The organism is Streptomyces endophyticus (assembly GCF_035798155.1).
Classification (GTDB): Bacteria; Actinomycetota; Actinomycetes; order Streptomycetales; family Streptomycetaceae; genus Streptomyces; species Streptomyces endophyticus.
This window is the reverse complement of sequence record NZ_JAOZYC010000199.1, coordinates 1-20,466: the sequence shown is the minus strand read 5'-3', so window position 1 is coordinate 20,466 and position 20,466 is coordinate 1. Positions and strand designations below refer to the sequence as shown.

General features: G+C 71.0%; 22 protein-coding genes. 11 read left to right on the top strand and 11 right to left on the bottom strand.

Features of this window, described 5'->3' with window-relative positions; genetic code table 11:
* Positions 1-21: 21 nt before the first annotated feature.
* On the bottom strand, positions 22-501 hold the full coding sequence (locus OKJ99_RS40595; protein WP_326023541.1) for a DUF5990 family protein: 480 nt from the start codon (positions 499-501) through the stop codon (positions 22-24).
* 78 nt (positions 502-579) lie between these two features.
* Entirely contained in the window at positions 580-951 is a 372-nt protein-coding gene (locus OKJ99_RS40590) for a DoxX family protein (protein WP_326023540.1), read from the bottom strand.
* Between the two features lie 6 nt (positions 952-957).
* On the opposite strand from OKJ99_RS40590, the gene OKJ99_RS40585 reads away from it, so the two are divergent.
* The 4 genes from OKJ99_RS40585 (at position 958) to OKJ99_RS40570 (ending at position 3,576) form a co-directional block, all read left to right on the top strand.
* On the top strand, positions 958-1,737 hold the full coding sequence (locus OKJ99_RS40585; RefSeq protein WP_326023558.1) for a helix-turn-helix domain-containing protein: 780 nt from the start codon (positions 958-960) through the stop codon (positions 1,735-1,737).
* 117 nt (positions 1,738-1,854) lie between these two features.
* Positions 1,855-2,307, top strand: coding sequence for an LAETG motif-containing sortase-dependent surface protein (locus OKJ99_RS40580; RefSeq protein WP_326023539.1), 453 nt, complete (start codon positions 1,855-1,857; stop codon positions 2,305-2,307).
* Between the two features lie 64 nt (positions 2,308-2,371).
* A complete protein-coding gene (locus OKJ99_RS40575) occupies positions 2,372-3,088 on the top strand; it encodes an RNA polymerase sigma factor (RefSeq protein ID WP_326023537.1) in 717 nt (238 codons plus the stop codon).
* Complete coding sequence (locus OKJ99_RS40570; protein ID WP_326023536.1) at positions 3,085-3,576, top strand: hypothetical protein; 492 nt, start codon at positions 3,085-3,087, stop codon at positions 3,574-3,576. Before OKJ99_RS40575 ends, OKJ99_RS40570 begins: the two co-directional genes overlap by 4 nt.
* 29 nt (positions 3,577-3,605) lie before the next feature.
* Here OKJ99_RS40570 and OKJ99_RS40565 read toward each other — a convergent pair whose 3' ends face one another.
* Complete coding sequence (locus tag OKJ99_RS40565; protein WP_326023534.1) at positions 3,606-4,085, bottom strand: hypothetical protein; 480 nt, start codon at positions 4,083-4,085, stop codon at positions 3,606-3,608.
* A 350-nt stretch (positions 4,086-4,435) separates the two neighbouring features.
* Between OKJ99_RS40565 and OKJ99_RS40560 the strand changes: the two genes are divergently transcribed.
* On the top strand, positions 4,436-4,660 hold the full coding sequence (locus OKJ99_RS40560) for a hypothetical protein (RefSeq protein ID WP_326023532.1): 225 nt from the start codon (positions 4,436-4,438) through the stop codon (positions 4,658-4,660).
* 94 nt (positions 4,661-4,754) lie between these two features.
* On the opposite strand, the gene OKJ99_RS40555 is transcribed toward OKJ99_RS40560, so the two are convergent.
* Positions 4,755-5,744 carry an LLM class flavin-dependent oxidoreductase gene (locus OKJ99_RS40555; RefSeq protein ID WP_326023530.1) on the bottom strand — a complete coding sequence of 330 codons (990 nt, stop codon included), beginning with the start codon at positions 5,742-5,744 and terminating at the stop codon, positions 4,755-4,757.
* A gap of 224 nt (positions 5,745-5,968) precedes the next feature.
* Positions 5,969-6,346: a VOC family protein gene (locus OKJ99_RS40550; protein WP_326023529.1), complete on the bottom strand. Its 378-nt coding sequence runs from the start codon at positions 6,344-6,346 to the stop codon at positions 5,969-5,971.
* A 273-nt stretch (positions 6,347-6,619) separates the two neighbouring features.
* Here OKJ99_RS40550 and OKJ99_RS40545 point away from each other — a divergent pair, with 273 nt between their 5' ends.
* Complete coding sequence (locus tag OKJ99_RS40545) at positions 6,620-6,835, top strand: DUF6243 family protein (protein ID WP_326023528.1); 216 nt, start codon at positions 6,620-6,622, stop codon at positions 6,833-6,835.
* Positions 6,836-6,966: 131 nt separating this feature from the next.
* On the opposite strand, the gene pepE is transcribed toward OKJ99_RS40545, so the two are convergent.
* Together pepE and OKJ99_RS40535 are read right to left on the bottom strand one after the other, a co-directional pair.
* Positions 6,967-7,701 carry a dipeptidase PepE gene (gene pepE / locus OKJ99_RS40540; RefSeq protein WP_326023527.1) on the bottom strand — a complete coding sequence of 245 codons (735 nt, stop codon included), beginning with the start codon at positions 7,699-7,701 and terminating at the stop codon, positions 6,967-6,969.
* An 81-nt stretch (positions 7,702-7,782) separates the two neighbouring features.
* The gene (locus tag OKJ99_RS40535) at positions 7,783-8,574 is read right to left on the bottom strand and encodes an IclR family transcriptional regulator (RefSeq protein WP_326023525.1); all 792 of its coding nucleotides are present in this window, start codon (positions 8,572-8,574) and stop codon (positions 7,783-7,785) included.
* 179 nt (positions 8,575-8,753) lie between these two features.
* Here OKJ99_RS40535 and OKJ99_RS40530 point away from each other — a divergent pair, with 179 nt between their 5' ends.
* The 4 genes from OKJ99_RS40530 to OKJ99_RS40515 all read left to right on the top strand — a co-directional run bounded on the left by OKJ99_RS40530 (position 8,754) and on the right by OKJ99_RS40515 (position 13,104).
* The gene (locus OKJ99_RS40530) at positions 8,754-9,713 is read left to right on the top strand and encodes a DUF1177 domain-containing protein (protein WP_326023524.1); all 960 of its coding nucleotides are present in this window, start codon (positions 8,754-8,756) and stop codon (positions 9,711-9,713) included.
* Positions 9,714-9,788: 75 nt separating this feature from the next.
* Positions 9,789-11,459 (top strand): OPT/YSL family transporter, encoded by a 1,671-nt coding sequence (locus OKJ99_RS40525; RefSeq protein ID WP_326023522.1) that lies wholly within the window; start codon positions 9,789-9,791, stop codon positions 11,457-11,459.
* A gap of 50 nt (positions 11,460-11,509) precedes the next feature.
* A complete protein-coding gene (locus OKJ99_RS40520) occupies positions 11,510-12,244 on the top strand; it encodes an AroM family protein (protein ID WP_326023521.1) in 735 nt (244 codons plus the stop codon).
* 149 nt (positions 12,245-12,393) lie between these two features.
* Complete coding sequence (locus OKJ99_RS40515) at positions 12,394-13,104, top strand: polyamine aminopropyltransferase (protein WP_326023520.1); 711 nt, start codon at positions 12,394-12,396, stop codon at positions 13,102-13,104.
* A 74-nt stretch (positions 13,105-13,178) separates the two neighbouring features.
* On the opposite strand, the gene OKJ99_RS40510 is transcribed toward OKJ99_RS40515, so the two are convergent.
* Genes OKJ99_RS40510 through OKJ99_RS40500 form a run of 3 tightly spaced genes read right to left on the bottom strand, consistent with a single transcriptional unit; the run spans position 13,179 to position 16,419 of the window.
* A complete protein-coding gene (locus OKJ99_RS40510) occupies positions 13,179-14,561 on the bottom strand; it encodes an amidohydrolase family protein (protein WP_326023519.1) in 1,383 nt (460 codons plus the stop codon).
* On the bottom strand, positions 14,558-15,046 hold the full coding sequence (locus OKJ99_RS40505; RefSeq protein ID WP_326023518.1) for a nucleoside deaminase: 489 nt from the start codon (positions 15,044-15,046) through the stop codon (positions 14,558-14,560). Before OKJ99_RS40505 ends, OKJ99_RS40510 begins: the two co-directional genes overlap by 4 nt.
* Positions 15,043-16,419 (bottom strand): purine-cytosine permease family protein, encoded by a 1,377-nt coding sequence (locus tag OKJ99_RS40500; protein ID WP_326023517.1) that lies wholly within the window; start codon positions 16,417-16,419, stop codon positions 15,043-15,045. Before OKJ99_RS40500 ends, OKJ99_RS40505 begins: the two co-directional genes overlap by 4 nt.
* A 334-nt stretch (positions 16,420-16,753) precedes the next feature.
* Here OKJ99_RS40500 and OKJ99_RS40495 point away from each other — a divergent pair, with 334 nt between their 5' ends.
* On the top strand, positions 16,754-18,277 hold the full coding sequence (locus OKJ99_RS40495) for a PucR family transcriptional regulator (RefSeq protein WP_326023516.1): 1,524 nt from the start codon (positions 16,754-16,756) through the stop codon (positions 18,275-18,277).
* Between the two features lie 16 nt (positions 18,278-18,293).
* Here the strand turns inward: OKJ99_RS40495 and OKJ99_RS40490 are convergent, their stop codons facing one another.
* Positions 18,294-19,892 carry a beta-N-acetylhexosaminidase gene (locus tag OKJ99_RS40490; protein WP_326023515.1) on the bottom strand — a complete coding sequence of 533 codons (1,599 nt, stop codon included), beginning with the start codon at positions 19,890-19,892 and terminating at the stop codon, positions 18,294-18,296.
* Positions 19,893-20,466: the final 574 nt, after the last annotated feature.

Sequence of the window (20,466 nt, the reverse complement as noted above, 5' to 3'; positions counted from 1 at the left end):
CGACAAGTACGTGACTCGCGCCTACGACTCGGACCGTTGCTGGGCGGTGCTTTCGGCGGTCCAGGTGATTCGCGGCGGCACGACTCGGGCGCACAGCGGGGTGCCCTGGGCGTCGGTGAGGCCGAGGCGTCCGACCAGCAGGCCGCTGCGTACGGCGGCGTCGAGGACCTCGGAGGGGACGGCGTCGAGCATGAGCTTGGCGCGGCGGAACATGGTGAAGGCGCCGGCTTCGTCGACGGTGCCCCAGGACAGATAGATGAACCGCTGACCCGGGCGGCCCTGTACGTACGGACCCCTCACATCGATGCCGGTCGGCGACGGGGCAGTGGTGCACTCCAGGGTCCACGTCGCGGAGTTGGCGTCGCCGGGTTGCGGGGTGAGGAGTTCGGTGGGGCGATCGCGGCGTTGCACGGCGACGTGGATGTTGCGGTGGACCGGGTCGTTGCCGGCGGATGGGCAGGTGAGGCCGGGCAGGTCGTCGGCGTCGATGTGGATGCGCATGGGGTCATCATCCTTGCCTTGTCTTACATGGTGCCGGGTGGCACAGCGACCGAACCGATCGCCGAGCTCCATGCCGCGTCATACACCGGCCGACGCCACCGTCACCGCCCAGCCGATGTAGAGGAGGTTGACTGCCAGTCGGGCCATCGCACCGACCGGCCGCTCCAGCCACCGCGGCTGATCAGGACGCGCGTGACGCAGAGCGTCGAGATGGGAGGGCAGGTACGTGGTGATGAGTGCGGCGGCGGCCCAACCCCCGGCCTCGCGGGCCTGCGGAGTCAGGATCAGCGCGCCTACGACGATCTCCGCCGCTCCGCTGGCAGCGACGAGCACTCCGGACAGGTCGAGCCAGGGCGGGATCAGGGTGCGGAAGTAGCCGGGAACCACGAAGTGCGCGATCCCCACCGTCATCAGGAAGACCGCCAACGTAATGGCCGCGATAGCGTGCATGCCGTGATGGTTGCCTCCGGCCGCGCATGGGAGCTTGAACAGAACGATCGCCGGATCGTCTTCTCCACCGGCCCCGAAGCGACGTTGTTCGCCGAGACCCGCGCGTTCGGTGTTACCCGCCACTGCCACCCGGCATGGAAGGTCGTCTTGCCGATCGGCGGCCACGTCGAGGTCGGAGCGGACGGGGGTCGCACCGCCGCGGCGGCCGGAGTGATCGTGCCCCCTCAGCTTGCCCACACCTGTGCCACGACGTCGTCGTATGCGGCGCTCTTCATCGACCCCTGGGTCCTCCGTCCCGAACTGGGGCTCACACTCCTCGACCAGGCCACAACACGCCGGATACTTGGGGCACTTGGGGCACTTGGTGTCGCCGGCGCTCTCACTGCCGGAGCCGACCTCGGCGCCGCCAAAGCCGAGCTCACTAAGTTCACCAAGTTCACCAAGTTCACTGGGCTTGCGGGGGCGGGACACCCGCTTGATCCACGCGTGGCGTACGCACTCCGGGAGAGCACTCGCGCCGATCCTCGCGCGGACATCGGGGCCATCGCCGCTGATGTCGGGCTCTCGCCGCCCCGGTTGCGTACCCTCGTCCGTGCATCCGTCGGAATCCCGCTCGTGCGGCTGCGCCAATGGGCACGGCTGCGCGAAGCCATCGCCGACCTACCCGGCGAATCGGTGGCCGCAGCCGCGGCCTCAGCGGGCTTCTCCGACCAGGCTCACCTGGCCCGCACGGCGCGAAGGCTCATCGGCCGCGCACCTGCCTCCATTTCGAGGTACACGCCGTGAGGACGGATGCCGGGAGAAGATTTTTGTGCGACCGCGGCAACCTGACGCGGGTTCGCGCGTCGTGTGGGGGTGAAGGGTGCCGTCCGGCACCCTTCACCCCGACCGAGGAGTACGACCGTGAACCCCCTTGTTCCCGTGCGCAGTGCCATCGTGGCCACCGGCCTGTTGGCCGCTCTGGCCGCGATTCCCGCCGCCCACGCCACGCCGGTGCAGCCAACGGCGCGTCCCTCGGCCGCCACCACCGAGACGCCGAGCCCGGCGCCCCCGAAGTCCGCGGGCAGCGTCCCGAAGCCGACCGCGAGCACCCCGCCTTCGGCCGCGCCCGCCGCCCCCGGCGGCAAGGGAGACGAGGCCTCCTCGGCGGCGCCAAGTGCCGCCCCCACCGAGCCCGGCACACCTTCGCCCGTCCCGAGCGAGCCCGGCACCCCCGCGCCCGCCCCCGCCGATGACGAGCTCGCACATACTGGGTCCTCGGACACGACCACCACCGTCCTGGGCGCCGGGGCCCTCGCACTCGTCGCCGGTGGCGCGGGGACCCTCTTCGCCGTACGCCGCCGCTCGCACCGCTGACGCAGTACACACGAGGCAATACACACGACGCAGCACATACGACGCAGCACATACGAGGAACCCTGTGCACACCCACGCAGCCCACGAACTCGCCTCGCCAGCACGGCCGTTCATGTTCCCGCACGGCCACATCCGCCCAGGATGGCGGGATGTGCTGCGTGGGCTGCTGCGACGCGACCGGTCCACGCTCGCAGGGGCACCCGGCCCGGCCACCGATGCGCCGGGCCGGGCCACACCCCCGTACGCACACCCGCGTCCGCATCCGCACGGTGCCGCACCCCCGCACCTCGACCGGCCACCCACCATCGGCGAGCTCTACCACGCGCACCGGCTGCGCATGGTGCGCCTTGCGGTGCTGCTCGTGGACGACCTGGCCACAGCCGAGGATGTCGTGCAGGACGCGTTCACCGCCCTCTACCGCCGCCACGGCGAACACATCACGGAGGTGGACAACGCCCTCGGCTACCTGCGCACCGCGGTCGTCAACACCGCACGCACGGTGCTGCGTCGTCGCCGCACGGCCCGGGCGTGGACCCCGCCACCGGCCGGCGAAGCCCCGTCCGCGGAGGACTCCGTCGTCCTCGACGAGGCACACCGCGAAGTCCTCGCCGCGCTGTCCCGGCTCACCCCGCGCCGTCGTGAAGTCCTCGTACTGCGCTACTGGGCCGACCTCAGCGAGGCCGAGATAGCCGCCACCCTCGGCATCAGCAAAGGCGCGGTGAAGTCGAACGCCAGCCGCGCCCTGGACGCACTGGAAAAGATCCTGGAGGGCCGGATATGACTCCCCGCACGCCACCTGTCCGGCCTGCCGACCATGCCGAACGCCCGGTGGAGCAACGGTTGCGCGAGGCGCTCGCCGTGCGCGCCGACAGTGTCACCGTACGGGCACTGCGCCCGGCCCGGCCGCCCGGACCGCAGCTGCGCCGACTGCCTCGACTCCGCGACCTCGGCCGGCGCTACGCCCTCCCGGTCGCCGGGCTCGCCACTGCCGCGGCCCTTGCCGTCGGCTACGTCGCCCTGGCCCCGGAATCGGACCCGGACCGCGCCCCCGTGCCGCCCGCCGCACCATCGTCCTCGACCGTCCCCGACCGCAGCCCGACGCCCAGCCCTTCGCCTCCGGCGCCGTCCGGCTCAGCGGTCCCGAGCCCGGCGACGCCGTCCACCTCGACGCCGTCCGCCTCGTCCCCGCCTCCTTCGTCCCCGTCCGCCGAGGCCCCGACCGCGACGGACCCGGAGCGCCCGACGGCCGGCGCGAGCACACCCGGGTGACGTCAGCGGCTTCCCTCACTTCCCGACGCTCACGCCTTGGGGTTCTTGTGCCAGTTGCCCTTCTTGCAGGTGTCACCCGAGCCCGTGACGTCGTTCTTGCAGACGACGACGCGGGCCTTCGCGACGTTGAACCCGTCCGAGAAGCGCGGGAACTTCGTCGACTTGCCTCGTCCGACGCAGTCGCTGTTGTAGTTCCACGCCCGGCTCTCCCCTGTGATGACAGCGCCGTCGGTCCCCTTGAACTGCATGAAGGCGAAGGAGTCGTAACCGTCCCGGCAGCGCTGGTCGTTGACGTACACCTTGACCTTGCTCGTCGAGCCGGGGCCGGTCCACTTCCAGGTGGCGTGGGCGTAGGCGTAACTGGCGTTGGCCTTCGAGTCGCCGTGCACTCCGCGAGCCGAAACGTCGCCTGCGCCGCCCGGCTGCGCGACGGCGGTGCCGACACCGCTCCCGGTCAGTAGGAGCGCGGCCGCGCCGAGGCCCACGAGGTTCCTCTTCGTTGTGAGCATGATGTTCCACTCTCCGTTCTGCGCCGCGCTGTCGGTGTGGCGGCGCCCCCGTTGAAGAGAAGGCTGCCGGGAGGGCACCGGGGCGTGACAGGTGTTTCGACTGGGCCCGAAACATGCGGAATGGCGTCTGTGCGCAACGGGGTGGCGTTGAGCGGGAGAGGCGGCGAGGTCCGCCGCGCGTGGGCCGGGGTGATCGCCGGGCCTCTTGCTCCGGGCCCGGGCACGCGGACGGGTGCGCAGGTGTAGCGGTGGATGATCTCGTGTAGAACGGCAGTTCAAGGTTGGCGCGGGAGCTCGGAAGGTAGTGGCTGAGCTTCGGAGCGCGTGGAGTGGAGTGACGGGGAGAGGTAATGGCGAAGGCAGTTCGGGCGTCGTTGGGGGAAAAGACGATCACCTGTCAGGTCTGCGACGGCGATCTCTTTCGCGAACGAGGTGTGAAACTCAACAGCACCGGCGGCGAGTTGCTGGGACTGGCGTGGGCAGACGAGAGCGCGACGGGGCTGATCTGCTGGCACTGCGGGTTCGTTCACCTCTTCGTCAACCGGGAGATCAAGTTGCAACGGGTCAAGGTGTGACTCGCTGATCTTCGCGGGGATATCACAGGTAGCGCTCACGGATCTGCTCCTGAACGCATGGTGGGGATTCCTCCAGGTCCGGTCTTAGGCGGAGTCAGGGGAGGGCGAGGGCAAGGGAGTTGAGGGCTGTGAGGGCGTCGGGGCCGGTGGGGGCGAGGACCACGCTGGTCGCGCCGGCCGCGTGGCGGGCGGTGATCGCGGCGCGGGCCTGGTCGGGCGTACCGGCGATGCTCAGCTCGCGGATCCAGGCGGCGGGCATGGTCCGGGCGAATTCCCGGGCGTCGGGGCAGGCGGCACGGTGTGCGCGCAGTTCGGCGGCGAAGGGCAGGGGGTCGATGTGGGCCGCCCAGCCCGGCTCGCCGATCGCTTCCAGTCCGGTGCGGACGCGGGCGAGGGCGGCCTCTTCGTCGTCGTCGACGGCCGCGGCGTCGTAGGTGACGATCTCGGGGCGCCCCGTGGTGGCTGTGGAGCCCAGGTGGTTCAGGGAGGCCGTGATGTAGGCGGGGGAGGCGGGTTCCGCCAGGAGGAGTCCGTCGGCGACCTCGCCCGCGGCTTGCTGTGAGCGGGGGCCGCGGACGCCCAGGACGATGGGCGGGATGGCCTCGGTGTCGGGGGTCTCGGTGAGGACGACGCCTTCGCAGCGTACGTAGCGGCCGTTGCCGGGTCCGGGTTCGCCCCGCAGGAGTTGGCGCAGCGCGGTGGCGTACTCCTTGAGGAGTGTCAGGGGGCTGGCGGGCCAGGATCCGGCCTGGCGCATCCAGTTGGGCATGCCGTGGCCGATCCCGGCGATGAGGCGGCCGGGGTGGAGCTGGGCGAGGGTGGCCAACTCCATCGCGGCGAAGCACACGTTGCGGGCTCCGGCGGGCAGAATCCCGATGCCGACCGTGATGTTCTCGGTGCCGGCCAGGACGGAGGCGGCTTGAGCGATGCCGCCGCGCCGGCCGAGATCCTCCACCACCCAGAGCTGATCGAAGCCCAGTTCCCCGGCGCGCCGCGCGTAGGGCAGCACCTCGTGGGCGGGCAGGTCGAGGGGCAGCAGGACACCGACGCGGCCACGGGCGGGCAGGGCATGGCGTTCAGGCATCGGGCTCCTTCGGGGCGGGGCGGGGCTTACTCCGCCAGTCCTTGGCGGGCCGGCGGGGCTTACACGGCACAGGTGTCAGGGACCGTGTCGTACGAGCGGTCAGCGCGCAAGGACAAGCAGGGTGGCCGACTCCGTCATGGAGTACGAACCACTCGCCAAGAAAGACGAAGAGCCGCCTCTCGACGACCTTGATGGCTCTGAGGACCACAGCAGCCGTGAACTCCTCAATCAGCCTCCTCGACAATGCAAAAAGGGTGCCCAACCGGATCGGTGAGAACGCGCGCTCTGGCGCCATGAGGCTGGTGATCCGGTTTGGCCGCACCCAGCTCCAGCAGCCGGGCTTCGACCTGGTCCAAGTCCTGCTTGACCTTGAAACACATGTGAAGCTGCTGAGGAACGGTCTGTTCGGGCCAGAGCGGAGCCCGGTAGCCGTCGACCCGTTGAAAGCCGATGAAGACTTCGTCCTCACAGTCGAGACCGGCGAAGTCAGCGTTCGACTTGGGGTGGAGTTCCAGGCCGGTGGCCTGCCGATAGAAAGCCGCCAAAGCCAGCGGATCCGGGCAATCGAGGGTTATCGCGCTCAACTTCATCTGCAAGGGCATGACGCCTCCGGGACGATCAGTGGACTTGCTCGCACACCCTAGGGTCGCCTCCCGCGCTGATCCCGGGCGCTCGCCGAAGGCCCGGTCGGTGCCGGGGCGGCGGAAACTTGGTGTGCGGGGGCGAAAGAACGGGGTAATGTCTTGGGCATGTTCTTCCAGACACCGATTTACGAGTGAGAGCGTGATGGGCCCCTGCTGACGTCCTTCGACGTCGCCGCGCCCGTCCCCCACCGATGAATCCGTAGATCACTTCACATCATTTCGGGAGAACCCGTGAGCGTGAGCAAGAACATCAATAACCCCGTGGGCCAGGGCGGCGGCCAGCGCAAGAAGCAGTCCCGCGCCGAACGGCAGAACAACGGTCCGCACCGCAATCTCGACCGCCAGGGCGCCGCCGAGCAGAAGGCGGAGCTGGTGCGCAAGATGCGCGAGAAGGTGGGCGCGGCCGACGATGCCGGGCAGACGAGCGACGACTCCGCCCAGAGCTGACACATCGCCGCCGCAGGGCGGCATCGCATGGAGCAGGGCCCGGACCGCGACGCGCGGTCCGGGCCCTGCTGCCGTAGATACTGTCCGGCGATGGTCCGACTCGGGGCTGATCGCTGGAAGCGGACCGACCGTCAGCCGGCGAGGCGCGTGTCGAATCGGGTGGGCAGGGTCAGCAGGGCGCTGAGGTCCGCGCCCGGGGCGTACTCCTGCGGGGCCTCGTCCCGACGGAACAGGCGGGCGCCGGCGGCGGTGCCGCCCAGTTCGAGAGCGTTCTCACGGCGCCGCAGCCACGTGCCCTCGCGCAGCCCGAGCACCGGCACGTCGTTCTCCTCCAGGAACTGCACGAGACGCTCTTCGCGCGTCTCGCCCTGGTGGGTGCTCGCCGGGTCCGGGTCGAGGTAGTGCGGGTTGATCTGGAAGGGTACAAGGCCGAAGGAGGCGAAGTCCGGCGGCTGCACGATGGGCATGTCGTTGGTGGTGCGCAGCGTCGGGCAGGCCATGTTGGTGCCGGCCGAGGAGCCCATGTACGGCATCCCCGCGGTGGCACGCGCCCGCACCGTCTCGATCAGGTCGAGCGCGTGCAGCGCCTTGAGCAGCCGGAAGCTGTTGCCGCCGCCGACGAAGACGGCCTGCGCGTCGGCCACCGCCTTGGCCGGGTCGCCGCCCTTGTGCGCTCCGCGCACGGAGATGCCCAGCGGCTTCAGCGCTTCGGCCACCTTGCTGGTGTACGCGTCGTGGTCGGCCAGCGCGTACGGCACGAAGACGAGCTCGCGCACTCCCGCCAAGTGGTCCGCGATCACCTCCGTCGCGTGTTCGAGGTAACCGTGGCCGGGGGCGGCGGAGTTGGACAGCAGGAGCAGCTTCATACGGAGGTGCCTTTTCGGTGTCGGTAGTCGGTGTCGGTAGTCGGTGTCGGTAATTGGTAGGGGGTGCGGCTGGGCCGGGGCTCAGGGGGTCCGGCGCACCGCCTGTGAGCGGGCGCGGCGCGGGGAGAGCAGCTCGCCCAGTTGGTCCGCCGCGGCCTGCAGCGGGCCGAGGAGGTGTTCGTCGGGCCCCGTGACCAGGTCGTGCGGTCCGACCAGCGAGAGCGTGCCGACGGGCTGCGACCGGACGAGCATCGGCACCGCGAGGCCTGAGGTGGCCGGGTCGTACTCGCCCTGCGAATGGGCGTAGCCGTCCTGGCCCGCGCGGACCATCAGCTCCTCCAGTGCCTCCGAGTCGGTCACCGTCAGCGGGGAGAAGCGCGGCATCGGCCTGCCGTACAGCAGTCGGGCCCGGGTGCCGGGGGTGAGCATGCCGAAGTACGCCCGGGAAGTGGCGCCGGCATGCGCCGGGTACAGCTCACCGGTCAGCCGGTACGCGCGCAGCGGCCCGCTGCCGCCGTCGGCCGACTCCACGCAGCGCAGGTGCACCCCGTCCGGGACGGCGAAGAGCGCCGTCGCGCCCGTCTTCATCGCCAGCGCGCGCACCGCGGGCCGCACCAGGGCGGACATGCCGCCGTGCCGTTCCCAGGCGGTCGACATGTGCCACACCGCGGGCCCGAGACGGTAGCGGCGGGTGACCGGGTCGGAGACCAGGAAGCCGCGGTGCGCCAGCGCGGCGAGCAGCCGCTGTGCGACCGACTTGTCCCAGCCGAACTCGGCCGCCAGATCCGTCACCCCCCACTCCTCGCGCTCCTGCGAGAAGGCCAGAAGCACGCTGAGGACACGGTCGGCTGTCTGCAAGGGGGGTGCGGTCATGTCGGCAGCGTACCGGATGACGGACATGCTTCTCTGAAATAGAGAAAAGGTTGTCCCATGCGGGATCGGCGGCGCAGTCTGCTGAAAGTCAGACCTCTGCTGAACGCCAGGCCTCTGCTGAACGCCAGGTCACAGTGGCCCCGGCGGCAAGAACACGTAAACGCACCAAAGGAGCCGCTGTGCTCAAGTACGTACTCGACGTCATCGACCTCCTCGACCGCCCGCAGGCGAGCGGTGAGCTGCTCGCCGGTCATCTGCGGTCCGTCCTCGACGCGGCCGGAACGCCGGCCGAAGGCCCGAAGCCGGAGATCACCGTCACCCGGATCGAGGGCGAGCGCGGCGGCACCGACTTCGTGAAGGTCACCGTCCCCGGCACCCGCGGCAAGGCCGCCGGAGGCGACGCGCCCACGCTCGGGATCCTCGGCCGACTCGGCGGCGTCGGCGCCCGTCCGGAGCGGATCGGCCTGGTGTCCGACGCGGACGGCGCGGTCGCCGCGCTGGCCGCCGCGGCGAAGTTGCTCGACATGTACGGGCGCGGCGACCGCCTGGAGGGTGACGTCATCCTCTCCACGCACGTCTGCCCCGACGCGCCGACCCGGCCGCACGACCCGGTGCCGTTCATGGACTCGCCGATCTCCGTCCTCGACTGCAACCGCGCGGAGATCTCCCCGGAGATGGACGCGGTGGTCTCCATCGACACCACCAAGGGCAACCGGCTCCTCAACCACCGCGGCGTCGCGCTCTCCCCGACCGTCAAGGAGGGCTGGATCCTGCGCCCGAGCGACGATCTGCTGGGCCTCCTCGAGACCGTCACCGGCGAGCTCGCGCACGTCCTGCCGATCACCACGCAGGACATCACCCCGTACGGCAACGGCGTGCACCACATCAACTCGATCATGCAGCCGTGCATGGCCACGGACGCGCCGGTCGTCGGCCTCGCGCTCGTCACCCAGACCGCGGTGGCGGGCTGCGCGACGGGCGCGAGCCACGAGTCGGACATCGCCGTGGCGGCCCGGTTCTCGCTGGAGGCGGCGAAGGACTTCGGGCGCGGCGTCGCGCACTTCCACGACCAGGAGGAGTTCGATCGGCTGATCGAGCTCTACGGGCCGATGACCCGCCTGCAGGCGTCCGTCGCCTGACCACGGCCCGCCCGCCTGCAGGCGTCCGTCGCCTGACCACGGCCCCGCCCCCCCTTCCGCCCCGCTGGAGTTCCCGTGACCACTTCGCAGAGCGCGCCCCCCGAGGCTGCGCCGCCCACGCATCCGCGCGCCTTCGAACCGGTGACCCTGGTCGTCAGCGCCGTCCTCGCCGTCCTGGGTTCCGTCATCGGCCTGGTGCTGATCACGACCCTGGGCATCGCGCCCAACACCTCCGTGATCGGCGCGCTGCTCGCGATGCTGATCGGCCGTATCTCCATCGCAGGACTGCGCAAGATGCGCAATCAGCACCGGCAGAACCTGGTGCAGTCGGCCGTCTCCGGCTCGACGTTCGCCGCCGCCAACTCGCTGATCACCCCCATCGCGGTGCCGTTCCTCATCGGCCGCCCCGACCTGGTGTGGACGATGCTGCTCGGCGCGGTGATCGGTCTGGCCGTGGACAGCTGGGTGCTGTTCCGGGTCTACGACTCGCGGCTCTTCCCGGCCTCGGCCGCCTGGCCCGCCGGAATCGCCGCCGCCGAGACGATCAAGGCGGGTGACGAGGGCGGTAAGAAGGCCGCCGTGCTCGGCGTCGGCGCGGTCGTCGGATTCGTCGGGGCGATGTTCAAGCTGCCCACGTCGGCCGCCGGTGTGGCGTTCCTCGGCAACATCTGGGCGCTGCTGATGTTCGGCGTCGGCCTGCTCGTCGCCCAGTACGCGCCGACCACCCTGCACTACGACCTCGGCGCCAACTACGTCCCGCACGGCGTGATGATCGGCGCGGGTCTGGTGGCACTCGTCCAGGCCGCGCTGATGATGCGGGACCGCAACGCGAAGAAGCAGGCCGCGGTGGTCGAGCGGCAGGACGGGCGGTTCGACGCGGACTTCCGCACCGTCGACGCCCGTCGGCTGCGCCGCGGTCTGATCGAGGGCATGGCGCTGTTCGTCGTCGGCGCGCTCGTCGTCGCCATCGGCGGCGGGGTCGCGGCGGACATGGGCGGGTTCGGCCTCGTCGGCTGGGTGCTGCTCGCAGGCGTGGCGGCGCTGGTGCACCAGCTCATCGTGGGTCTCGCGGCGATGCACTCCGGGTGGTTCCCCGCCTTCGCCGTGACGCTGATCTTCCTGATCCTCGGCCTGGTGCTGAGCATCCCGATGATCCCGCTCGCCCTGCTGGTCGGGTACTGCGCGTGCACGGGACCTGCCTTCGCCGACGTCGGCTTCGACTTCAAGGCGGGCTGGCTGCTGCGCAAGGACGCCGTGCCGTGGAAGCCGTACGAGATGGCGGGCCGCCGCCAGCAGTACCTCTCGCAGCTGGTGGGCTTCGCCGTCGCGATCGTCATCGTCGCCATCGCGTGGAAGCCGTTCTTCTCCGACGGCCGGGTACCGCCGGTCGCCCAGGTGTACGTCGACACCATCAAGGCGGGCCTCACCGACAGCCACGCCGTCACGATGATGCTGCTGTGGGCGATCCCCGGCGTGCTGATCCAACTCCTTGGTGGCTCCAAGCGGCAGATGGGCGTGCTCCTCGCCACCGGTCTGCTGGTGGCCACCCCGCAGGCGGGCTGGCTGGTCCTCGCCGCGCTCGCCGTCCGCTTCGGCTACACGCGCTGGCGCCGCTCCCAGGCCGCCACGAAGGAAGAGGCGGACGCGGTGGCCGAGACCGCCGACAACGACCTCGCCCTGGTCGGCGCAGGCCTGATCGCGGGCAGCTCCGTCCACGACGTCGGCCAGATCTACAAGGCGGTGTGACCGTGTCTCCGCGAAGGGGTGTGAAGGTGTCTCCGCAAGACGGTGTGAACGTGCCCGCAGCATCGGACGCCCGGGGTGTGCTGGGCCTGGTCACCATCGGCCAGGCCCCGCGCACCGACCTGACCCCCGACATCCTCCCCATCACCGCCGGACTCCGGCTCACCGAGCACGGCGCCCTCGACCACGACCGGTTCGATGGACCCGACGCCGACGCGGTGCGCGCCGCCGTCGGCCCCGTCCCCGGCGAGGCGCCGCTGATCTCCCGGCTGCGCGACGGCGGTTCCGCCGTCCTCGGCCACGACGCGCTCGCCCCGCGCATGGCGGACGCCGTCGCCCGCTGCGAGGCCGACGGCGCCGACGCCACGCTGCTGCTGTGCACCGGCCACTTCCCGCCGGTCCCGGCACGCGGGCCGCTGCTGTACGCCGAGCCGCTCGTCCAGCACGGCGTACGTGCCCTGGTCGGGGCGGACCCGGTCGGTGTCGTGTGCCCGCTGCCCGCCCAGCGCGAGGACGTCGCGGCGCGCTGGGCCCGGCTGCTGCCCGGCCGGGTCACCGCCGCTCCGGCGGATCCGTACGGCGGGGGCGCGCCGGAGCAATGTGCGGCAGCGGCACGGGAGTTGGCCGCGGGCGGGGCCCGCTGGATCGTCCTCGACTGCATCGGCTACACCGAGGAGATGCGCCACGCGGCCGCGGCCGCGGCGAGCGTACCGGTGCTGCTGGCTCGCACCCTGGCCGTGCGGCTTGCAGCGGAGGCCGCACAGTCGGCGGCGCAGGCCCGCGGTTGACGCCGGCGGTCGAGCGTGTCGATCGGCCGTGCCGGTCGAGCGTGTCGATCGGGCGTGTCGGTCGCGCGTGCCGGTCGAGCGTGTCGGTCGCGCGCCTCTTCGTACGCGAAGATGGTGGCGTTCCCCATCCGACTCGGCGGAGGCCGCGCATGAGCAATCGTTTTCAGGAGATCGACTGGCGCCCCACGCCCCTGGGGGACATCAGCCTGCGCCGCAGACGGGACCCGGCCTCCGGTGAGGACGTCTACGAGGTGAAGCTGGGCGAGGAGTTCCTGATGTCGAGCCTCTTCACCGAGGGCGAGGTCGAGCTCGCCCGGCTCGGTCTTGCCCCCCTTGCGGACACGGAGCTGGATGTCGCCGTGGGCGGCCTCGGCCTCGGATACACGGCCGCGGCCGCGCTCGACGATCCGCGGGTGCGCTCGGTGACGGTGATCGAGGCGCTGGCCGAGGTGATCGACTGGCACCGGCTCGGGTACGTACCACTGGGCAGCCGTCTGGCGTCGGACGACCGGTGCCGGCTGGTCGAGGCCAACTTCTTCGAGAGGGTCGCCGAGGGCGGTGGCCTGGACCCGAGCGAACCCGACCGCCGCTTCCACGCCATCCTGCTCGACGTGGACCATTCCCCCCGGCACGTCCTGCACCCCCGGAACGCGGCCCTCTACCGGCCCGACGGGCTGCGCACGCTTGCTCAACTGCTCGTCCCAGACGGCGTGTTCGCCCTCTGGTCGAACGACCCGCCGGACGGGGAGTTCGAAGCCGCGCTCGGGGAGGTCTTCTCGACCGTGCGGAGCCACGTCGTGGAGTTCGCCAACCCCCTGCAAGGCGGGTCGTCCACCAACACGGTGTACGTGGCGCGGTAGGTCGTGGGGCGAGGCGCGTAGCTGGTGTGTCGGGCACGCGCCCGCCCGACACACCACACACCACACACCGCCGACTACCGGTCGACCGGAAGCGCCGCCCGTCGCCGGAACAGTTCCTCCGCCGCGCCCTGTGCGCGCAGCCGTACCTGGTCCGTGTCCACGCTCAGTACCTTCCCACCGGACACGCGCAGTTCGCCGTCGACCCACACATGGTCGACGTCTGCGGCGGACGCGGAGAACACCAGGTGGGGCACGGCGTTGAAGTCGTCGCCGTGCAGGAGAGGCGTGGTGTGCAGCGCCCGCAGGTCGACGGTGACGACGTCGGCGCGCTTGCCCGGCACCAGTGAACCCGTGACGCCGTCGAGGCCGAGGGCGCGGGCACCGTCGCGGGTGGCCATGTCGAGGATGTCCCACGGGTCGCCGGTCGTCGGATCGAGGGAGGTCACCTTCTGCAGCAGCGAGGCGAACTTCATCTCCTCCAGCAGATCGAGGTTGTTGTTCTCCTTCTCGCCGTCGCTGCCGATGCCGACGGCGATGCCGCGCCGGCGCATGTCAGCGACCCGGGCGGGGCCCGACGACAGCTTCATGTTGGAACAGGGGCAGTGGGCGACGCTCGTACCGGTCCCGGCGAGCAGGTCGAGTTCGCGGTCGTCGAGCCAGACACAGTGGGCGATCACGGTGCGCGGTCCGAGGATGCCGCGATGGCGGAACTCCTCGATGGGACGGCGCCCGAACTGCCGTAGGGACTCCTCGACTTCCCAGGTCGTCTCCGAGGAGTGGGTGTGCAGACCGGTGTCGAACTCGTCGGCCAGCGCCGCGGCCGCCCGGAAGGCGTCCTCGCTGCAGTAGAAGAGGTGTTCCAGCCCTACCCATGAGCGCACCCGGCCGCGGGCGTACGTGCGGTACTCCTTCAGCAGGCGGCGGTTGGTCTCCAACGTCTCGAAGTAGTCGTAGCCGGGCAGGTCGGCGACGTAGGGGACGAGCGTGGCGCGGATGCCGACCTGTTCGGCGGCGCGTGCCGAGCCCTCCATGTGGCGCCACATGTCCATCACGGACGTGGTGCCCGCGCGCAGGGACTCCGTGTAGCAGAGCAGCGAAGCGGCTTCGGCGATGTCGGGGGTGAGGGCCTTGTGGGCCGGGTCCACGTAGTCGCGCAGCCAGTCCCACAGGGACTTGGACTCGGCGGTGCCGCGCAACAGGCCCGAGTGCAGGTGGGTGTTGTGCAGGCCGGGGATGACGGCGTGGCCGGTGGCGTCGACGACCTGTGCGTCGGTGGTGGCGAAGGCCTCCGGGCGATCGACGGCGACGATGCGCTCGCCCTCCAGGAGGACGGAGCCGGGGTCCAGGACCGTCCTCGTGCCGTCGCAAGGGATGACGATGCCGTTGTGGATCAGCGTGCGGACCTTCGAGCCCTGCCGGTCGTTGAGGCGCGGAGCCCCGTGGCGTGTGTGCGTCATGCCCAGAACCCCGCGTGCACCGCCGCCGCTTCCACGTGCAGGCACGGCCCGACGACATCCACCGGACGCTGCCCGGCCGCCAGCACGTCCCGGCACGGCAGCGCCATCGTCGGGTTCTCGGGGTTCGCGCCGGTCAGGGCGAGGAGTTCGTCCTCGCCGAGGGCGTAGGCGATCCGGCCGATGCCGCTCCAGTAGACGGCGCCGGCACACATCGCGCACGGCTCGGTGGAGGTGTAGAGGGTGGCGCGGGCCAGTGTGTCGCGGTCGTAGGTACGCGTCGCCAGACGCACCAGGTTGGTCTCGGCGTGGCCGGTGGCGTCCCCCTCCGAGACGACGGTGTTGCCGGCCTCCAGGACCTGCTCGCCGTCGAGGACGAGCAGCGCGCCGAAGGGGTGGTTGCCAGCGGCGCGGGACTTCGCCGCCGTGGCGATGGCGGTACGCAGGAACGTCTCGTCCTGTGCGCTGGGCGCGGTTGTGGTGGTCATGCCTCGCTCCTCAACTTCTCGTACGGTGCGGATGGTTCGGGTCGGCCGGACACTCGGGGACGCGGACACACCACGGTGTACGCGGCCCCCGCCACGGCGAACCCGACGAACAGGCCGAACGAGCCGAGCACCGGGTGTGCCTCGGCAAGCGGCCCCGTAAAGAGGGACTGGTTCATGAACGGCAGCTCGGCCGCGATGGCCAGCAGCACGCACGGCAGGCCCCGGCCGAAGCGGTGCCCGGCGTCGTACGGATCGGCGAGCGCGCGCCGCCCGCGGCCCCAGTACGCGACGATCATCACCGCGCCCCACGGCGCCAGCCAGTAACCCGTCATCAGGAGAAAGTCGTTGAGCTGCGCCGCGAAGTCGCCGTGCCCCGCGTACCAGGCGAGCGCCGTGCCGAGGCCGCCGACGACGAGGACCGACACCCAGCGCGGGATGCTGAACCCGGCGACGAGCGCCGCCATCGCACCCGAGTACAGGTCGATGACCGTGGAGGCGAGCGTGGAGAGCAGCAGGCACAGCAGCACGACGGTGCCGAGCGCGTGCGGCAACAGGCCGCTGACCATGGCACTCGGGTCGTCGAGCGCGCCCACCGTGCCCAGCGCCGCGCCGAGCGAGCCGATCCACACCCCGGCGAGCGCACCGCCGCCGCCCGCCGCGAGGAACACCCGGCGCGGCGAACTCCGCCTCGGCAGATAGCGGCTGTAGTCGGAGGCGTACGCGGACCAGCCGAGCACGCGGGCCGAGGTGACGGCGACGACCAGCAGGAACGCCGCGGTCGAGCCGTCGGCCGGGGCGGCGGGAGCGGTCGCGTGCGCCGCGCCGAAGCCGTACACCGACATCACCGCGAACACCGCCACCAGGACCACCGCAAGGACCCGCTCCACGGTGTGGATCAATCGGTATCCCACAACCGCGATGCCGAGCTGGGCCACCGCCATCAGGGCGAGCGCGGGCGCGAAACCCATGCCCGTCAGATCGCGCAGGATGAACACACCGAGCAGCGAGTCGACGACACACCAACCGACGCCGTTGACCACGGTGAACGCCGCGGACGGCAGGTTCCCGAGCCGGCCGAACGGGCCGCGGGACTGGACGAGTTGGAGCACACCGGTCAGCGGACCGCGTGTCGAGAACAGGCCGACCAGCGCCGAGCTGAGCAGCGTGCCCATGACGATCGCGAGGACGGCGGGCAGCAGGTCGAGGCCGAACACCGACGTCGACAGGGCGCCCACGCTGAGCGTCGCGAACTGCACGTTCGCACCGAACCACAGCGTGAACAGCGACCAGGGGCGGCCGTGCCGCCGCTCGATCGGCACGGGTTCGGCTCCCAGGCGTTCGATGGTCGAGGGACGTTCGGGGTCGGCGCGCATGGTGGGCTCCTCACCAGGACAGGGCGGGTCGTACGGAGCGGGGTGGTGCGGGTGCGTGAACATGCGGCTCGTTGCGTGACTCGGTCGTTGCGTGACTCGTTCGTTGCATGGCTCGGTGGTTCGCGTGACTCAGTCGGTGCGTGACGCGGCTCGGTCGGCGCGTGACTCAGTGAACCGGTGGCGCGGCTCCTGCGGGATTGCACATCTCTCCAGACGAGCGGCCCCTTTCGCGCGGCGGGCCCGTACTATGCTCCAAACCCCTTGCACGCCGGTGTGCATGCCCGTAACACGATTCGCCCGCCCCTGCCTTGGGCGGTGCCGAGGAGGCCGACCGGTGGAGCTGGCCGAACTGCTCGCGATGCCACGGCTCGGGCTGCGGTCCGTCGTGGCGTCCCCCGTCGAGAGCCCGCGCATCCGGGGCGTCTACACCACTGATCTCCCCGATCCCGGGCGCTACTTGGACGGCGGGGAGCTCGTCCTGACCAGCACCACCTGGTACCACGAGCCGCGCGACGCCGATGTGTTCGTCGCCGCCCTGTCAGGGGCGGGAGTGGCCGCGCTCGTCGCCGGGACCGCGGACGTCGGCGCGGTGCCCGCGCCGCTCGCCGACGCCTGCACCCGGCACGGCCTGACACTGCTCACCGTCGACGACGACATCTCGTTCGCCGCGCTCACCGAGACCGTGCTCGCCGCGCTCGGGGGCGGCCATCGGCGCGCGCCCTCCGTGAACCTGCACCGCGGCCTGGTCGCCAGCATGGCCGCGGGGGAGGGGGCCGAAGGACTCATCGACGTGTTCGCGCGGGCCACGGGTGTGTGGTGCGCCGTGCTCTCCGCGACCGGTGTGCCGCGCGCGGGCGGGGTCCTCTCGGTGAGCGAGCGGCAACTCGCCCGCGCCCACCACGACGCGCTCGGCGCGGGCGGCTTCCCCGCCGTACGAACCGTGCCCGGCGGCGGCGAACTCAGCCTCTTCCCCGTCCAGTCACCCGTCGCGCACCGCCCGCCCTCCGCGTATCTCGTCTCCTCGGGCGACTACCGGGACTGGGCGCCGGGCGTGGCCGACGCCGCGTGGGAGGTGTGCGCGCTGCTCGCGCTCGACGGCGCCGCGACCCAGGAACGCCGCCGTATCGAGGCGCGCTTCCTGCGCGAGGCCGTCGACCTGCTCGCCGACGGCCGGGAAGAGGCGGCCGCCTCCCGGCTCACCAGCCTGGGACTCGCCCTCGACGCACCGCTGAGCGCCGTGTACATGCGCACCACCGGCAGCCCGTACGGGGCCGAACTCGCCGCCACAGTCCTGGAGGACGTCGCCGACCGGCTGCCCGGCTGCTCGGTGCCGATCCCCGCGGAGGACGGCGCGTACCTCATGCTCGTACCCGAAGGCGATCACGACACGTCCGGCGCCGCCGAACGGCTCGCCCCGCTCCTCGCGGACGGTCATGCCGCCATCGGCACCGGGGAGCCCGCCACGGGCACGACCGGCCTGCGCCGCTCCCTGGACGAGGCCCGCAACGCACTCCGGGTCGCGGCCCTCGGCGCCGGCACCGTACGCACCGCCGACCCCGACTCCCTCTCCTCCTACCAACTCCTCCTCGCCGCCGTCCCCGACGACGTGCGCCGCTTCTACCGCGACCGCCTGATCGGGGTCATCGAGCGCTACGACGCCGCACACGGCAGCGACCTCGTCGCCACCCTCACCGCCTTCCTCGACGCCTCAGGCTCCTGGCAGCGCTGCGCTCAGCAACTCCACATCCACGTCAACACGTTGCGCTACCGCCTGCAGCGGGTGGAACAGCTGACCGGCCACAGCCTCGCCACCTTGCGCGACCGTGTCGACTTCTGCCTGGCGTTGAGCATCAGGTGACATTCGCCGTCCGGCATCAGCCGCCATGGGGCGCGTCACCGACCGCCTCGATGAGCGGGAGGAACCCGGCGTAGTCCGCCGTGGGCTTGGGGGACCCCCACATCTGTTGGCCGAAGGCGCGCAACCAGGGGCGGACGGCCTCCGAGACCTGCTGTTGCGTCTGGAAGTCGGGGTTGTCGCACCAGACGGACACCAGGGAGCCGGCCATGGGGGCGCCGTCGGCCAGCACCATGTCCTCGGTCGGCTTGCGCATGAAGGTGCGTGGTGTCCAGAGGTCGTAGATGCCCTGCGCGGACTTCGGGCCGGTCTCGTGCTGCTGGTCGGGGGCCAGGATGAAGTAGAGGTAGTCGCCGTGCCGGTTGACCACGCGGTATCCGGCGCGGACGTAGTCCTCGACCGAGGGCTCGTCCTCGTTCCAGCGGATCCAGACCTCGACCTCGGCCCGGCGGTCGAGTTCGACCAGCCCCTGCCCGGGAACCAGGTGGTCGTTCCACACCTTGGCGCGCTTCCCCTTGCCGGCGAGCACCCCGATCAGTTCGTTCATGTAACTGGTGAAGCCGTCCAGCAGGGTGGCCTCCGGGCCGACCTGCTCCCGTGCGTACTCCAGGAGCTGAGGGGCGTTCTCCCCGGTGATCTTGTTGGAGTCCCAGGGGTAGCCGAAGTACTCGTCGCCGCCGAGATGGAACCACTGCCCGGGAAAGAGCTCGGCGTACTCCGTGAGCAGATCCCTCATCAGGCGGCGGGCCCGCGGCTTGCTGTAGTCGAGGTTGCCGGGGTCGCGAGTGCCGTCCTTGCGCACCAGTTGGAGTTCGGGGTGGGCCTGGAGAATCGACACCATGTGCCCGGGGGAGTCGATCTCGGGGACGATCGTGACGTGGTGCTGTTCGGCCAGGGCGAGGAGTTCCCGCACCTGGGCCTTGGACAGCGCGGGCCGGGTGGTGACCTCGGGGTGGCTCTCGCTCTCGATACGGAATCCGAGGCTGTCGCTCAAGTGCAGCTGCAGGACGTTGAGTTTGAGCCAGCCGAGCTCACGGATCCGGTCCTTCAACCAGTCGACGGTGAAGTACTTCCGCCCCACGTCGACCATGAGGCCACGCTGGGCGTAGGACGGCCAGTCCGTGATCCGACCGCTGAACGTCCGCTGCTGCCGCAGGACTTGAAGCAGCGTACGGGTCCCGTAGTACACGCCGGCCGGGGAGTGGCCGGTGATCGCCGGCCCGCTTCTGACAACGATGTCGTAGGCATCGGGCGACGACGTCCCACGCACCGGCCCGATGCCGAGCGCAATGTCCGCCGGGCGTGGGTTCGACGACGTGACGACGATGCGCGGCTGCCGATCGAGGTGCCCTTCACCCACCAACTCCGCCGCCAGGGTCCGTGCTTCTCCCCTCAGCCGTCCGGCGGCTCCCGGAGCCACGACGATGCGGGTGGCCGCCGTCGGGCGCCAGGCGGCGCGCCCTGTGGTGACGTCGCGTACGGCCGGAATCGTCGGCAGCGCGGGCCCACCGCCCGTGCGTGGAGCGGCGGCGGCCACCCCCGCGCCGCGCAGGGGCTCCATGAACACGGCCGCTCCTGCGAGCACTCCGCTCGCGATTGCCGATCTCCTGTTGAGCACGGAAACTCCTTCACCACACAGACGGCGGACCCGGGTACTGGACCGACCGAGGGGTTGAGGTCAGTGGTCTAGACGTGTCGCGGCCGATTCGAGCAGACGTCATGGGAAACCACAAGGGATCTGTCGGCGCGCGAGCGACCCCAAGTCCCCCTGGTGACACGGAACGTGGTGGCCGCGGATGCCGCCGCGGGCGGTGTCGGTCGGGATGCGTAGGGGGCGTGGATCCCTACGTTCACTCCGTGAGGAGTGCCCGGATCTCGCGGACGAACGACGGGTGATCGACCGCCCGCTTCACCGTGACCGGCGACGACGCCGACCGGGTGGCGTCCCACCTCGCCTCGCTGGTGGAGGCCGAGGAGTCGCTCTAGTTCGCCGGGCAGTCGAACCGTCCTGACGTGGGCTGGGGGCTGCCTCGTAGGTGTTCCCGGACGGTGGCCGTGCGGGGATGTCTTGGCGGACCGTGAAGCAGGTACGCCTGTGACAGAACGCGGACGTCGTGGAGGACTGCCCGTGACTCGGTGCGGGATACAAATACTTCAGACCGCACACACCGCGCCACCCACGGGGGAACCCC

Bases quoted from the DNA above. Each gene is read 5' to 3' on its own strand.
- OKJ99_RS40585 (WP_326023558.1), top strand. From the start codon at position 958: ATGGTTGCCTCCGGCCGCGCATGGGAGCTTGAACAGAACGATCGCCGG.
- OKJ99_RS40565 (WP_326023534.1), bottom strand. From the start codon at position 4,085: ATGCTCACAACGAAGAGGAACCTCGTGGGCCTCGGCGCGGCCGCGCTC.
- OKJ99_RS40595 (WP_326023541.1), bottom strand. From the start codon at position 501: ATGCGCATCCACATCGACGCCGACGACCTGCCCGGCCTCACCTGCCCA.
- OKJ99_RS40500 (WP_326023517.1), bottom strand. From the start codon at position 16,419: ATGCGCGCCGACCCCGAACGTCCCTCGACCATCGAACGCCTGGGAGCC.
- OKJ99_RS40555 (WP_326023530.1), bottom strand. From the start codon at position 5,744: ATGCCTGAACGCCATGCCCTGCCCGCCCGTGGCCGCGTCGGTGTCCTG.
- OKJ99_RS40535 (WP_326023525.1), bottom strand. From the start codon at position 8,574: ATGACCGCACCCCCCTTGCAGACAGCCGACCGTGTCCTCAGCGTGCTT.
- OKJ99_RS40550 (WP_326023529.1), bottom strand. From the start codon at position 6,346: ATGCCCTTGCAGATGAAGTTGAGCGCGATAACCCTCGATTGCCCGGAT.
- OKJ99_RS40570 (WP_326023536.1), top strand. From the start codon at position 3,085: ATGACTCCCCGCACGCCACCTGTCCGGCCTGCCGACCATGCCGAACGC.
- OKJ99_RS40510 (WP_326023519.1), bottom strand. From the start codon at position 14,561: ATGACGCACACACGCCACGGGGCTCCGCGCCTCAACGACCGGCAGGGC.
- OKJ99_RS40560 (WP_326023532.1), top strand. From the start codon at position 4,436: ATGGCGAAGGCAGTTCGGGCGTCGTTGGGGGAAAAGACGATCACCTGT.
- OKJ99_RS40515 (WP_326023520.1), top strand. From the start codon at position 12,394: ATGAGCAATCGTTTTCAGGAGATCGACTGGCGCCCCACGCCCCTGGGG.
- OKJ99_RS40505 (WP_326023518.1), bottom strand. From the start codon at position 15,046: ATGACCACCACAACCGCGCCCAGCGCACAGGACGAGACGTTCCTGCGT.
- OKJ99_RS40590 (WP_326023540.1), bottom strand. From the start codon at position 951: ATGCACGCTATCGCGGCCATTACGTTGGCGGTCTTCCTGATGACGGTG.
- pepE (WP_326023527.1), bottom strand. From the start codon at position 7,701: ATGAAGCTGCTCCTGCTGTCCAACTCCGCCGCCCCCGGCCACGGTTAC.